The following is a 14,560-nucleotide window of genomic DNA, read 5'->3' as shown; positions in this document are numbered from 1 at the left end:
TGTGCTCATACAAGTGACAAGTTTTGAGTGTTTAGTGTTACGTAGTTAGTTTCTAGTTTTGAGACTGAAAACTCAAAACTGAAAACCGCTTTTCTAGCGATCCACTTCGCCCAGCACGATGTCGATGCTCCCCAGAATGGCCACGAGATCAGCAACAAGGTAGCCTGTACCGATTAGGGGAAGTATGCTCAGGTTAACAAAGGTCGGAGAGCGGACCTTGTACCGGTACGGTTTCTCGGAGCCGTCGGATACGATATAGAACCCCAACTCGCCCCTGGGCGACTCCACCCTGGAGTAGATGTCTCCGGCAGGCGGCTTCAGCTTCTTCGGCATCTTCGCCATGATCTCGCCGGACGGCAGCCCCTGGAGGGCTTGCTCAACGATCTTCACACTCTCTTCTATCTCGATGCGCCTGACCATATATCGGTCCCAGACGTCGCCGGAGGTTCCCACCGGGATGTCGAATTTAAAGCGATCATAGATAGAGTATGGATCGTTCCGGCGCAGATCCCACTTGATCCCGGAGGCGCGGAGCATCGGCCCGCTGATGGCGTAGTTGATGGCGGTCTTAGCGTCGAGTTTCCCGAGGCCCTGCACCCGCTTTTGGAAGATGATGTTGTCGGTCATCACCGCATCGTACTCCGGCAGGCGCGGCTTGAACCATTCCAGAAACGCCTTGCAGTCGGGCACGAAGGAATCAGGGAAGTCCAGCGGCATCCCGCCGATCCGGTAGAACGCGTAATTCAGCCGCTGACCGCAGACTGATTCGAACAGGTCCAGGATCTTTTCCCGCTCCCGGAAGCAGTACATAAAAATGGTGAAGTTGCCCAGATCGAGGCCGAAGGTCCCCAACCAGATCAGATGGCTGGCGATTCGTTGCAACTCTCCCAGAATCACTCGCATATACTCGGCCCGCTCCGGTACAGTCACCCCGAGGAGCCGTTCCACCGTCAACACGAAGCCGAAATTGTTATACATCGATGCGAGATAGTCCAGCCGATCGGTGTACGGAATGATCTGGGTATAGATGCGGTTCTCGCCGATCTTTTCATGGCAGCGGTGGAGGTAGCCGATGTACGGGATGATCTCGGTCACGACCTCGCCATCCAGCTTCAACAAAAGGCGAAGCACGCCGTGCGTGCTGGGATGCTGCGGACCCATGTTGACATAGAACTCCTCCATCGTCTCCTGGGTGCGCCCAGCGATCTCAATCTCGTGCGGATTCATCTGCCTGCCTCAACGGAACCGATCACTACACCGGCTCGTACGGAACCAGCCGTTCGTCCTGATAGTCCTTGCGCAACGGATACCCTACCCAGTCTTCAGAAGTCAGGATCCGTCGAAGGTCAGGATGACCATCGAAGCGGATCCCCATCATGTCGAAGGCCTCCCGTTCATGCCAGTCTGCCGTACCCCACAGCGACACCACGCTCCGGATAATCGGATCCTCCCGCGGAACCCGTACCCTTACCAGGACCTTCGTCGGCAGCGACAGGGAGGAGAGGTTATAGACCACCTCGAGCTCGCCGCTTGCAATCCTATCCACAGCGCTCAGGCAGTTCAGATAGTCGAACCCTATCCCCTTAAGTGCGGTGAGGATCTCGTAGCCTTTCTCGAGACGGATATCCATTCGGGCCTCGACACCCTTGACCTCTGACGCCTTGACGGCATCACCGAACTGTGACTTGATGGCTTCAATGACCTCGTCCGGCGTCATCAGACCCACTCCAGGGCGCCCTTGCGCCAGGCATAGGCGAAACCTATCAGCAGAATGGCGATAAAGAGCATCATCTCGACAAAGGCAAACATCCCCAGCCTCCGGAAGACGACTGCCCAAGGCAGCAGATAGATCGTCTCCACCGCGAAGATCACGTAGACCAGGGCGTACAGGTAGTACCGGACGTGAACACGGATCCAGGAGGCGCCGACCGGGTCTTCGCCGCACTCGTACGTGGTCAACTTTTCCGGCTCGGGGTTAGTGGGGCGCAGCAGTCGGGAGACGACGTCGACATTCACCACAACGAACAGCAGCCCAACAATCAGAAAGATGCCGACAATTGCATAATCTGCTGCCATCTCACCACCTGTATTCGAAGTGCGTATCCGACGTGGACGAGGCTCGCCTTGCGGGTTGGCCTCGTAAAGGGGATCGCCGGGCCCGTGATTTATCCCGGCGACAAAAAAAATTGCCCCGCGCAGGGCATTCTGAAGGGTGTGCCGACTGTTCGCTGCAGGGCCTTCCGGGATTTCCCAATCAACTTCGTGAAATTTTTAGCATACTAGCACAACCGCCATACCCTGTCAAGGACAAAAGCAAATGTTTAGTGTGCTGCGCCCGTGGACTTTGGCGATCCTGGCGCCTTCGCAAATCCCCTGACGTACGTCACCAGTTCTTTAATCTGGGTATCGTTAAAATCCAGCCCGAACGCGGGCATTCCCGTCTTACCACCCCCCTTAATCATCTGAAAAAGGGCGTCATCGGACCGTGTTTGCATATAGGCTGAATCGGTCAAGTTAGGCGTCTTCATCCAAAAAACCATTTTTGCCTGCCACCCATCGCCTTTACCGCTTACACCGTGGCATAAGGCGCACCTTGACTCGTAGGTCGACCGAGCGCTTGCTGCCGCACCTTCGTTCCCCGCGCCAAACGCGGGAGACGCCACTACGACGAACAACAGCAGAACTGCCAAAAACCACTGGGAACGGAGTCGGAACAGGATATCGATAAGCAACTCAACAGCCCTCCTTTGATTCGACTACATGATGAATGATGATGAGTGATGAGACGTTAACGAGCGCGAAGTGTGGCCAGGGCTTCCTGTGCCGCCAGCAGGGTCGTCTCGATATCGGCGGCAGTGTGCGCATCGGACAGAAAAGCTGCCTCGAACTGGGAGGGCGGGAGATAGACCCCCCGTTCAAGCATGGCCCAGAAGAACGCGGCATAGCGATCGGTGTCTGCGGTCCGAGCCGTCCGGTAGTCGATGATCGGTTGCTCGGCGAAGAAGGCGGTACACATCGAGCCGACCCGTTGACACTGAAGCGCAATGCCCTCCCTTGCCGCCGACTCTCGCAGCCCTGCTTCCAATTGCGCTCCTTTCGCCTCAAGCCGCTCGTAGAATCCGGGCTCGTCGAGGAGGCGAAGGGTCTCGATGCCGGCCCTCATAGCCAAGGGGTTGCCGGAGAGAGTCCCGGCCTGATAGATGGCCCCCAGGTGGGCGACCTGCTCCATGATCCTGCATGGACCGCCGTACGCGCCGACCGGCAGGCCGCCGCCGATAATCTTCCCGAGACAGGTCAGATCCGGCTGAATACCGTAGAGCGCCTGGGCGCCACCTTTGCCCAACCGGAATCCGGTCATGACCTCGTCGAAGATCAGCAGCGAGCCGTGGGCGGCAGTGATCTCTCGCAACGCCGCGAGAAACCCCGGCCTCGGCGGAACGACCCCCATGTTACCGACCACCGGCTCTACGATCACGCAGGCAATCTCGTGGCCGACCGACCGGAACGCCGCCTGAACAGCCTCGCCATTATTGTAAGGCAGCGTAATCGTCAGGCCAGCGAGATCCGGCGGAACGCCGAGGCTGTCCGGCACACCAAAGGTCATGGCGCCGGAGCCGGCCTTCACCAACAGGCTGTCGGCGTGCCCATGGTAGCATCCCTCAAACTTGACGATCCGGTCGCGCTTCGTGACGCCACGGGCCAACCGGATAGCACTCATGGTTGCCTCAGTCCCGGAGTTTACGAACCGGACCAGTTCGATCGAGGGGATCGCCTCGACCACCATTCGGGCCAGCGTCGTCTCCCAGACCGTCGGCGCGCCGTAGCTGACGCCTTGAGCCGCCGCCTCCTGGATTGCCTTCACGACGGCAGGATGGGCATGGCCGACAATCATCGGTCCCCAGGAGCCCACATAGTCGATATAGCTTTGATCATCGACGTCGTAGAGGCGGCAACCTTGGGCCCGCTCGATCACCACCGGGTCCCCGCCCACAGCTCGGAATGCCCGCACGGGGCTGTTCACACCTCCCGGCAGCAGGCGCGTCGCCTCTTCAAAGAGCGCTTTCGAGCGCGGACCTGTCCGGGTGCGGCGCACAGGCGGGCTGGTCACGGTCTGTTCTCCAGCAGGCGCGCGGCCTCCTTGGCGGCATAGGTCAGGATCAGGTCGGCGCCGGCTCGCTTGATCGATGTCAGCGTCTCCATTAAGACCCGCTCTTCATCGATCCACCCCTGTCGTCCGGCTGCCTTCAACATGGCGTATTCGCCGCTCACGTGATAGGCCGCGACCGGCCCGCCAAACTCCTGCTTTACTCGCCAGAGGATATCCAGGTACGGAAGGGCCGGCTTTACCATCACGATATCCGCCCCCTCCTCCAGATCAAGCCCCACCTCCCGGAGCGCCTCGTCACTGTTCGCCGGATCCATCTGGTAGGTGCGGCGATCCCCGAATTGGGGCGCTGAGCCAGCCGCATCGCGAAACGGACCATAGAAGGCGCTGGCATACTTGGCCGAATAGGCCATAATCGGCGTGTCCTCGAAGCCATCATCATCCAGCGCCTCACGGATAGCCGACACCCGGCCATCCATCATGTCGGATGGTGCGACCATATCGACGCCGGACTCGGCATGAGAGAGCGCCGTCCTGGCCAGCAGTTCCAGCGTGGGATCGTTTTTGACCTGGCCCCGTTCTACGACACCGCAGTGGCCGTGGCTGGTGTATTCGCATAAACAGACATCCGTAATGACCAACAGATCGGACACTGTATCCTTGATCGCGCGCACTGCCTGCTGGACGATCCCATCCTCAGCGTAGGCCTCAGAGCCTACAGCATCTTTCGCAGCCGGCAGGCCGAACAGGATGACTCCGGGAATACCCATCGCTGCTGCCTCTTTCGCCTCCTTGGCCAGCTCATCCACCGAAAGATGGAAACAGCCCGGCATCGAGGAGATCTCCTGACGCACGCCGTGTCCGTGGACGACAAAAAGCGGCTGAATCAGATCTTCAAGATGCAGGTGCGTCTCTCGTACCAATCGACGAAGGGTATCATTCTGGCGCAGGCGCCGTGGCCGAAATACCGGGTAGTACATGGCTCCTCCTCGAAAGGGCTGCTCTTGCAACGTGGTCCCCTTCTTATGGCAGTCATTCTACCCGCGCCTCCCATCCTGGTCAACTGCCTTCAGCGCTGCAGGTACTTCGCGCCCCGTTCCGGAGGCGGCGGGGCCCCGCCTGTCAGCAGCTCGAAGAAGAACTCGACGCTGTTCTCGGAGCCCCTGATCCCTGGCACCACTGAGCGATTGAGGTAACGAAGCCCCATCATCCAGCAACAGGTGGCGTAGGTCAGGACCACATTGTTCTCCAGGCTGGTATCCCGACGGGGGTCGTACCGCCCGTAGTAGTTGATGGCAACATTTTTGATCGGCGTGAGCAGCAGCCGGCCAATAACGCCCGAGGTCTCCCGATCGCGAAATGGACCGGAAGGCTGCTCCGCCGTCGTGCCACCGCGGATGAAGGAGTGGGCCAGCTCCACCCGTCCGTACTCAGGGTACGCAAGTTGGACACCGGCCTCGATCCCATCGACTCGATTGCTTTCGGTGTTGAAGGCAGTGACCCCATAGAAGGTCAAATCCCGCAAGGGGGAGGCGCGAAGGTCGGCCACCAGGTTGGAGAAGCGACGCTCCTGCACGTCCGAGAAACCTGTACGGCTGGCCGGCTCGCGGGTCGCTTCACGGACCGCCTGGTCGATTCGTTCCGGTGTCAGCGCATTCAGAAAGAGGTCGGAGAAGGTTCGCCTCTGGGGATTCAGGTTGACGCTCTGGCTGAGTGAAAAGGAGAGGAGTTCATGGGTGCGGATGGAACCGTCGGTCTCCTTGAGTTTGGCCAGCAGGCGATTCGTAAGGGAGTAGGTCAGCCGGTTCTGTGGGCTGATATAATCGACGCCATCAAATTGCGGAAGCCTCTGTTGACTGACAGGATTGATGTACCAGTAACTGAGGCGCGGCTCGAACAGGTGAACCAGCCGATCGACCCGCGCGCTTGACACCTCGAAGTTGCGGAAGAATCGAGTGATAAGCTCGTTTCGAGCCTCAAACAGCTCTCGGCTTGTGCCGCTCCCGCTTCCGTCGAGGCGCTTCGTGTAGGCGGTCTCGCGGAAGCCCACAGACGGCATCATAGTGGCCCAGGTCAGCAGGCGCCACGGCAGTAACAGTTTCGGAAACAGATCGGCCCGACCGCTGTCCGGCGTATCTTTCCGCCGGAGATAGGTCCCGGCGAGTTGCCCCTCCAGAAGGATGGGCGAGCCGAACAGTCGCTGTGGAGAGGCGAAGAAGCTCACATCAGGAACTCGAGTGAGGCGGCTGTCGCTGGTATCAAGATTCAGGGTACGGCTATCGTCGAGCTGGAGCTCGAGGCCGTAATGCTGCCACATTTGCGTGAGAAAGACGCGCGAGTTGGTGAAGCTCGCGGTCCTCGCCTCAGGTGGGGAATCGGGAAACGCTCGTTGAATCAGCCGGTCGCTCACGTAGTTGATGTCGCTTTTCAGGCTCAGCTCCGGGTTGAATTGCTGATCGTGGCGGGCGGTGACGATGGTTCGCACCTCGCTCTGCGTTCCGCTCAGGCGATCCTGGATCACTCGGGCATCCAGGAAGCCTCTCGCCTCCGGTCCCAGGATATACCGGTAGGCAACCTCACCCTCAGCGCCCCGATTGGCCCGGTAGACGCCGGTCAGGGTGAGATCCTGGGACTCATCGATGGCCCAGAAGAACGGCTGCTTATACGTGAACCCTGATCGACCGCCGCCGCCGACATTGGGGATCAGCCAGCCGGTGCGCCGCGGCCCGACAGGGTAGACGAGATACGGGACAGGAGGTGAGGGTAGGCCACGGACCCAAAACGACGCCCACTTCGCCTCGAGATACTCATCTTGTTCGAGGACAGCCTCTTTCGCGTGAATCTCCCAATCGACACCGCCAAGCTCAGGTTGACAGATGCGGCAGGTGGTGAAATTACCATCGACCAGCCGATACCTGCGCTCTCCTTCCTTATGGATCTCGACGCCTCCAAAGGTGGTCGCGGGAAGAATCGCTCCTTTGGCCTGATACATGACACCCGTATTGGTGCGGTAGTGGTATTCCAGTCGATCGCCGTCCAGACGGCTTGCCCCATCGATGAGTTGAACTCTTCCTCTGGCTCGAATGACCTCCTGAGCCTCATCCACCTCGACCTCATCGGCGCTGAGGATACGGTTCTCCATCTGGATTCGGACGTCGCCTCTCGCGATGGCGAGCTTGTCGCGCTCACGGCGCTCGATCTCATTCGCCTCGATCCGAACGGCCGATTTGAGTTCATTGAGCTTATTAAGGAGATCCCGGGATTCCGTGTCCTGTGCCAGAACCACTGGTGTGAACCAGGGGGAGGCAAAGAAGAAGAGCACCAACAACAAGAGGTAAAGTGGCATCGACAAAGACCTCGTGAGGGTGCCGCAAAGACCTTCGTAGAGGCAGGGCAAGCCCTACCCAGGATGGACGCACCACAGGCAGCGCCCCTACAGGATCGACCGAAGATGCCTTCGCCTTATATCAGAGCGCCCCACCGAAGGCAAGAAGTTTTGCATTGTCGATAAGCCTTATACTGCCCCCCTTGAGCGGTGAGAACGAAAAGGGGATCGCCCGGCAGGACATGAGAGGGGCGGAGGATTCGGAGGGCGCAAGCCTACAAATCATTCCCCGCGTATGAGAGGTTGAAGCTCTTATTGACGAGCGGAAAATCGGGCACGATATTTTTCAGAATGGCGTAATGAAGCGCCGGCCAGTTGGCGAATGACGGATCTTTGATCTTCACGCGCGTAAGCCGATTCTGCTCACCGGCGACAAGCCAGTGCCAGATCGGACCGCGCCACCCCTCAACGAGGCCAAACCCGCTCGCCCCTATCCGTAGTGTCGGGAACGGCGACGAGACTTTGCCGTCAGGGAGTCCATCCAATGCGTGTATAATCAGATTGGCGGTCTCTCGCGCCTCCTCTACCCGCACCATCAGTCGCGCCCAGACATCGCCTTCACTGTACACCGGCACATGCGGCGGCAGATCCGCATACGCGGCAAAGGGATGATCCCGCCTGGCGTCCCGATCGATCCCGCTGGCGCGTGCCGCCAGCCCGACGACCTGCAACTCGCGTGCGGTTTCTCTCGACAGGCGCCCTGTCCCGTGTAGGCGGTCCAGCACTAAACCATTGTTCAGCGCGATCTCTACGACTTCGTCGAAGTCAATCGCCGTGCGCCCCACCGTCTCCCGCGCATCTGCGATCTGCTCCGCCGTGAAATCGTGCGTCACGCCACCCGGAATCAGCGTCCCGCGAAGCAAGCGATGGCCGACCAATCGGGCATTCAAGCGGAGCAGATCTTCGCGCAGGCGCATCGCGTGGGCATTGGCGACCGCGAAGCCGGTGTCGGTACAGATCGCGCCGACATCTGCGATGTGATTGTAGAGCCGTTCAAGTTCAAGCAGCGCCACACGCAGATAGGCTGCGCGAGGTGGGATCTGTAGTGCCGCCAGCGATTCGAGCGCCTGACAGAACGCGAGCGTGTGCGCCACGCTGCTGTCCCCGGAAATCCGTTCAGCCAGTTCCACCCCGCGGGTGAGCGGGAGCGTCTCAAATAGCCGCTCAATCCCTTTATGAACGAAATAGAGCCGGGACTCGAGATTGACAATGGTTTCGCCCTCGACACTGAATCGGAAATGGCCGGGCTCGATGACGCTCGCATGCACTGGGCCCACGGTGATTTCATGGATCCCCTCGCCCTCAACGCGGCGAAACGGGAAGGGTGTGCCATCGTCCGCAAATGCAGGGGGCGACGAGGCATCCTTCAGCAGGGGGTGATACGCTGTGGGCCAGAACTGATGCAACGGCAGGCGGCGCAGGTCGGGGTGACCGGTCGGTACAAGGCCAAACAGATCATGAATCTCGCGCTCGAAACGGCTGGCCAGATACCAGCGGGTCGCCAGCGATGGGAATCGGCGGTCACCCTCCGGGACTGTCACCGACGCGACGATGAACAGATCGGCGCTTTCGATCTCGAAGAGGTAGCGTAACGTAAAGGTGTCGCGCTCCGCGCGTGTATCCTCGGCTACGATCAGTTCAGGTTTCGCACAAAACCTGTCACGCACATAATCAGCAAACGCGGGTATCTCGTCCCGTTCGACACTTACTCGCACCTCCCGCGGAGGGTGCATCCGAAGGTCGGTCAGCTTCAGCGTCGTCGCGTGAAGCTGCCGGGTGACACTATTCAGATCAGGCATGGGAGACCCCGAGCACCCTGAGCGCCTGCTCCAGGGCCTCTGCAATCGTGTGCGGGAACGTCAGTCCGAGCACAAGCAACAAGGCGAAATTGACCGCGAGCGGCGCCAACGACCATCTGAGCACATCTCCGTGCTCCACCTTCTCGGGGGGCGCCCCGTAGAGCATCTGGTTCACGCTGCCGAGCATACCGGCGAACACGACGGCGAGCAGCGCCACCCCCAGCATCACCACCCACATGGGTCCGCTCTCCACGCCCGCGCGAAAGATAAGGAACTCACTCATGAATAGTCCGAAGGGGGGGAGACCCAGCAGCGCAAGCGTACCCGCTGCAAAGGCGCCGGCCGTCAACGGCGACGCCCGCAACAGCCCGCGCACTCGCCGGATATCGGTGGTCTGATATTTCAGCAGGATGTTTCCCGACAGGATGAATAACGACGACTTTGACAGCGCATGATTGATTATGTGCAGGAGGGCGCCCAGTACGCCCCAGTAACCCCCAAAGCCCAATCCCATGCAGATCATGCCGACGTGTTCGACGCTTGAATAGGCCAGCATGCGCTTGTAATTGCGCGATGCAACAAGAAAGGCCGCGGCCACTGTGAGCGAGAGCAATCCGATACCTAAAAGCCAAGGGCCGGCGAAGTGTACGCCGACCGCGATGTCCGTCACCACCTTGAAACGTATCAGCGCGTACAGTCCCACGTTGAGCAGGACGCCGGACATCAATGCACTGATCGGAGCGGGCGCCTCACTATGAGCATCCGGCAGCCACGTATGCATCGGCGCCAGACCCGCCTTTGTGCCGTAGCCGACAAGGATGAAGGCGAAGGCGAGCCGAACCACCTGGGGATTCAACGATGACGCGGCGGCTCGGAGAGAGGTCCAATTCACTGCAATCTCGCCTGCGTGCGAGGCGCCGGCGTAATACATCAGCGCTGTGCCGATGAAGGCGAGCGCGATGCCTACCGAGGAGAGGATAAGATATTTATAAGCTGCCTCCAACGATCCCGGCGTGTTGTGCAGGTTGACCAGAAAGGCGGTCGCTAATGTCGTCCCTTCAATCGCCACCCACATGATGCCGAGGTTATCGGTCGTGACCGCTAGGAGCATGGTAAAGATAAAGACGTGAAATAGCGCGAAGAAACTGCGTACGCGGGCGAGATGCGTATCGTCGTATTCCGCCCGGATATAACCGAGCCCGTTCAGCGCGGCGATCGCTCCCAACAGGGTGATCACGACGACCATCAACGCCGAGAGCCCATCTGCGCGAAGCAGTCCCCAGACGGCAGTAGGCACCTCGCCCCGCCACACTCGCGTGGCAATAATGAGACCGGCGGCCAGTCCGCCAAGCGCTGCGAGCGCGTGGATACACTCGAGCCACGTCCGCTGGCGTGCTAGGACCAGGAGGGCTGCCGCGATCAGCGGCATAAGCACCAGCGCGCCCAGTATCACCCCTTGAGCCTCCCTAACCGGTCCACCTCAATCGAATCAAAATTCTCTTTGATGCGATAGATGAACACCTCCATGATCAGCACAACAACCAGCACATCGAGGAACACTCCCATCTCCACGATGAACGGCACCCCATACGTGGCCAGCAGCGCGAGTAGGAATATGCTGTTCTCCAGCATTAAGAAGCCGAGGATCTGCGTCAATGCGCGCCGACGATTCACCATCACGAAAAAGCCGATAAGCACGCCGGCAAAGGCGATCGGAATAGCCTCAGCGGTAGGGAGCGGGTTGGACGCGGCGACAGGAGCCATCACGTAAAACGCAATCGTCACCAAGCCTCCGCACACCACCAGCGCCGCGGGCGTACCCAGATACGGCAAGGCGGCCGGCTGCAAACCGATCTTGACCACCGCGCGTGTAAGCACACGCGGAATGATGAACACTTTTAAGAGCGCCAGCGCCAGCGCAACACTGGCCAATTCAGCACTTCTCGTGAACGCGGCGACGACTGCCGCCAGAATGGTCAGGATGAGTGATTGCCCCGCGAATAGTCTGACCTGTCCGGCCAGGTCCCGGCACACGATCAGCAGAAACGCCGTGCCAAGCGCCGCGAACGAGAGTAACGTGACCAGCCTTGGAAAGAGTTCGGTAACCATTTGCCTACCCTATTTGACGAACAAAAACGAGATGACGGCCAACAGAGCGAGCGCAAACGATCCGCTCAACAGCGCCGGCAGCCGGAACAGCCGCAACTTGGCCACCGCCGTCTCGAGCGCCGCGATCCCTGCTGCGAGCGCGCCCACCTTCACGATCAGCGCACCGAAGGCCACCGCCAGCGCGAACGGCGTGACCGTCAACGCAACACCCCACGGGAAAAATAAGTTCGAGAGCAGCGCCAGGAAGATCAGCAACTTCATCCCTGCGGCCCACTCGATCAGCATGAGGTGCCGCCCCGAGTACTCCAGAACCATCGCCTCATGGATCATCGTCAGTTCCAGGTGTGTCGCGGGATTATCAACCGGTAATCGCCCCGTCTCTGCAAGGGCTACGATGAAGAACGCCATAAATGCCAGCAGGTGCCCGGGGGTCAGCAGCAAAAGCGAATCGGATGCGCCGCGTCTGACAATCTCATCGAGACCAGTATTGCCGGCGCGCAGGGCTATCGCGAAGATCGCGATCATCACGGTCGGCTCAGCCAGGGCGGCAACGGCCATCTCACGGCTCGATCCCATGCCGCCGAACGCGCTTCCGGCATCGAGACCCGCCAGCGCCAGAAAGAAGGTGCCGAGCAGGAAGAGATACATCAGTACGATGATATTGCCGAGAAAGCCGAGCGGCGTCCGGGTTGTAAGTAGCGGAACGAGAAGTGCTGAGAACAGCATCGTCGCCGCAAGCAGATAGGGTGTAAACCAAAAGATCCACGAGGTGGTCTCGGACACAATCGTCTCTTTCACCAGGAGCTTGCGTAGATCGGCGTACGGCTGCAGCACGCCTGCCCCACGCCGTCCTTGCAGCCGCGCTTTGACCCGCCGAACCAGTCCCACCAGGAGCGGCGCGCCAAGTCCGACCAGGAGCAACTGGATCACTTCGATCAGAATCTGTGTGAGCATCCGCTCGCTAACCCGCCAGCGCCAGGAGGACCACCAGCGCCGCGAAGATATACAACAAATACAGATGCACGTTCCCCGACTGTACGATGCGCGCCCGCTGCGCGCCGCGCTGCACAAGCCGTGACAACGGGCCATACAGCGCCTCCTCGAATATTGAACGCGCCTCATTGCGGTAGGTGATGGTCTCCACGAACATTCGAGATTCCGGATGGAACTGAATGTCCAGCTCTTTCACCGGACGGTACAACAGACCAAACACCCGCTTGAACGGATTGGCGAATGCCGTCGCCGTATACTCAAAACGCGACGTCTGCAACGCGCGTCCGCACCCCCATGTCTCGTACGCGCGCCATCTTGTGTTCGCGCCGATGACGCGTAAGACCACCGGAACCAGCACAAGCAGCAACACGAGAGCAGCCGCGATCCACAGCGGCGATACCATCGCGAACGCGTCATTGGCGACAATGACGTTCCAGTTGAAGCGCACGTCCGCATGCGCGCCTGTCAGGTCGGCCGCTGTCGTATTTAAGAGGCGCACAATGCCCACCGGCGCGACCCCGAGCGCCAGGCATACGACCGCTGATATCGCCATCGTCCCACGCATCATCCGCGGCGCCTCTCGCGCCTGGTCGGCCTGTGTGCTGCGCGGGAGCGCCAAAAAGGTAATACCAAAGGCTTTTACAAAACAGGCGGCCGCGAGCCCGCTGGTTAACGCGAGCGCGGCGATCGACAACGCGAAGAGCAGATTGGTTCCTGTTGCGGAGATCTGGAAGCTGAGGAGAAGCGATTGAAACATCAGCCATTCGCTGATAAAGCCGTTGAACGGCGGCAGCGCCGCAATCGCCACCGATCCGACGAGGAAATATGCGGCAGTCTGCGGCATTCGCTTGATGAGCCCGCCCATCTCCTCCATATTGCGGGTTCCGGTTGCATGCACAACGGCGCCTGCACCCATGAAGAGAAGGGGCTTGAACGTCGCGTGATTCAATGTATGGTACAGGCTCGCTACCAGCGCCAGTGAGGCCAGGGCGTCGAGGTGGTAGCTCTGGAACAGCATCCCGGCCCCCACCCCGAGTAGGATGATGCCGATATTCTCGACGCTGGAATAGGCGAGCAGGCATTTGAGATCCTGTTCGACCAACGCATACAGTACGCCGAGCACCGCGCTTACCGCCGCGACGACCAGTATTGCGCCGCCCCACCAGGATGCGCCGACCCCAAGCCAATCAAATCCGATTCGGACAAGGCCGTAGATGCCGAGTTTGATCATCACCCCCGACATCAGGGCGGATACGTGACTGGGCGCCGCCGGATGGGCTTTCGGAAGCCAGATGTGCAAGGGAACCACGCCTGCCTTTGCCCCAAAGCCGAGCGCCAGCAGGATGAACACCGCATGGCGCATTGGACCGCTCAATGCCGCCGATGCGGCCCGCCATCCGCTCAGATCCATCGTGCCCGTCGCGCGCGCCATCAAGAGAAAGCCGATCAGCAGGCAGGCGAAGCCTGCGTGCGTCATCACCAGATAGATCCAGCCCGCGTGCTGTGTTTCCCTATGCTCAGCCTCTGTCATCACGAGGAAATATGACGCCAGCGACATCGCTTCCCACATGACCAGAAATGTCAGCACGTTGCGCGCCAAAGCGACCAGCACCATGCCGGCCAGGAAGGCGTTGAATCCAAGACCCATTCCCGCCAGCGAAGCTTTTCCCTCATAGGTGCGGGTGTAGGCGATGGCATAGACCGCGGACGGGACCGCCGCCACCGCAATCACCAGGACAAAGAACGCGCTGAGGCGATCCATTCCGAGGGAGAGTCCGCCGACGGGGATAAGCGCCGGGATCATGACATCCAGCGCGCCGCCCGCCAAGCCTGCCGCGCCCAGCGCGAAGGCGGCCACGGCGCCAATGAGCGCGCACACGTGCGCCGCCAACCGCGAGACGCGCGGCCGGCGCGCCGCCAGTACCGCCCCCGCGGCGCCTGCGCCGAAGCCCCCGAGCGTCAGGAGCAGCAGGTTCAGCATCACCGCCTCATTCAGCGCCATCGTCACTTACCGAGCCATCCTTGGGTCGAATAAATTAACGGTCGCATAAATAGTTTTACATTATCGAACATCCCTCCTCACCTCCCTTTGCCAAAGGGAGGATTTACCCCTCTTTGGAAAAGAGGGGTGAGGGGAGATTTTCTCAATGGATATCGAACAATTATGAG

Annotated in this window: 12 protein-coding genes; all 12 read right to left on the bottom strand. The window is 60.0% G+C overall.

The annotated features are described in order from the left end of the window. Window positions 1-93: 93 nt before the first annotated feature. The 12 genes from KGL31_05140 to hyfB all read right to left on the bottom strand — a co-directional run bounded on the left by KGL31_05140 (window position 94) and on the right by hyfB (window position 14,399). Window positions 94-1,182, bottom strand: a complete 1,089-nt coding sequence (locus tag KGL31_05140) for an NADH-quinone oxidoreductase subunit D (protein MDE2321289.1) — start codon at window positions 1,180-1,182, stop codon at window positions 94-96. A gap of 70 nt (window positions 1,183-1,252) precedes the next feature. After that, window positions 1,253-1,717, bottom strand: a complete 465-nt coding sequence (locus KGL31_05135) for an NADH-quinone oxidoreductase subunit C (GenBank protein MDE2321288.1) — start codon at window positions 1,715-1,717, stop codon at window positions 1,253-1,255. Then, window positions 1,717-2,076 carry an NADH-quinone oxidoreductase subunit A gene (locus KGL31_05130; GenBank protein ID MDE2321287.1) on the bottom strand — a complete coding sequence of 120 codons (360 nt, stop codon included), beginning with the start codon at window positions 2,074-2,076 and terminating at the stop codon, window positions 1,717-1,719. The genes KGL31_05135 and KGL31_05130 overlap by 1 nt, the downstream gene beginning before the upstream one ends. 245 nt (window positions 2,077-2,321) lie before the next feature. Continuing rightward, complete coding sequence (locus KGL31_05125) at window positions 2,322-2,678, bottom strand: cytochrome c (protein MDE2321286.1); 357 nt, start codon at window positions 2,676-2,678, stop codon at window positions 2,322-2,324. A 110-nt stretch (window positions 2,679-2,788) separates the two neighbouring features. Next, complete coding sequence (gene hemL / locus KGL31_05120; protein ID MDE2321285.1) at window positions 2,789-4,108, bottom strand: glutamate-1-semialdehyde 2,1-aminomutase; 1,320 nt, start codon at window positions 4,106-4,108, stop codon at window positions 2,789-2,791. Further along, window positions 4,105-5,085, bottom strand: coding sequence for a porphobilinogen synthase (gene hemB / locus KGL31_05115; protein MDE2321284.1), 981 nt, complete (start codon window positions 5,083-5,085; stop codon window positions 4,105-4,107). Before hemB ends, hemL begins: the two co-directional genes overlap by 4 nt. A gap of 89 nt (window positions 5,086-5,174) precedes the next feature. Further along, complete coding sequence (locus KGL31_05110) at window positions 5,175-7,451, bottom strand: LPS-assembly protein LptD (GenBank protein ID MDE2321283.1); 2,277 nt, start codon at window positions 7,449-7,451, stop codon at window positions 5,175-5,177. 254 nt (window positions 7,452-7,705) lie between these two features. Beyond that, complete coding sequence (locus KGL31_05105; protein ID MDE2321282.1) at window positions 7,706-9,289, bottom strand: NADH-quinone oxidoreductase subunit C; 1,584 nt, start codon at window positions 9,287-9,289, stop codon at window positions 7,706-7,708. Next, the gene (locus KGL31_05100; protein ID MDE2321281.1) at window positions 9,282-10,742 is read right to left on the bottom strand and encodes a hydrogenase 4 subunit F; all 1,461 of its coding nucleotides are present in this window, start codon (window positions 10,740-10,742) and stop codon (window positions 9,282-9,284) included. Before KGL31_05100 ends, KGL31_05105 begins: the two co-directional genes overlap by 8 nt. Continuing rightward, window positions 10,739-11,398 (bottom strand): hydrogenase, encoded by a 660-nt coding sequence (locus KGL31_05095; GenBank protein MDE2321280.1) that lies wholly within the window; start codon window positions 11,396-11,398, stop codon window positions 10,739-10,741. The genes KGL31_05100 and KGL31_05095 overlap by 4 nt, the downstream gene beginning before the upstream one ends. Window positions 11,399-11,407: 9 nt before the next feature. Further along, window positions 11,408-12,352, bottom strand: a complete 945-nt coding sequence (locus KGL31_05090) for an NADH-quinone oxidoreductase subunit H (GenBank protein ID MDE2321279.1) — start codon at window positions 12,350-12,352, stop codon at window positions 11,408-11,410. A gap of 7 nt (window positions 12,353-12,359) precedes the next feature. Next, window positions 12,360-14,399 (bottom strand): hydrogenase 4 subunit B, encoded by a 2,040-nt coding sequence (hyfB, locus tag KGL31_05085; protein MDE2321278.1) that lies wholly within the window; start codon window positions 14,397-14,399, stop codon window positions 12,360-12,362. Window positions 14,400-14,560: the final 161 nt, after the last annotated feature.

It is taken from the genome of Candidatus Methylomirabilota bacterium, assembly GCA_028870115.1.
Classification (GTDB): Bacteria; Methylomirabilota; Methylomirabilia; order Methylomirabilales; family Methylomirabilaceae; genus Methylomirabilis.
This window is presented reverse-complemented; position numbering and strand designations above follow the sequence as displayed.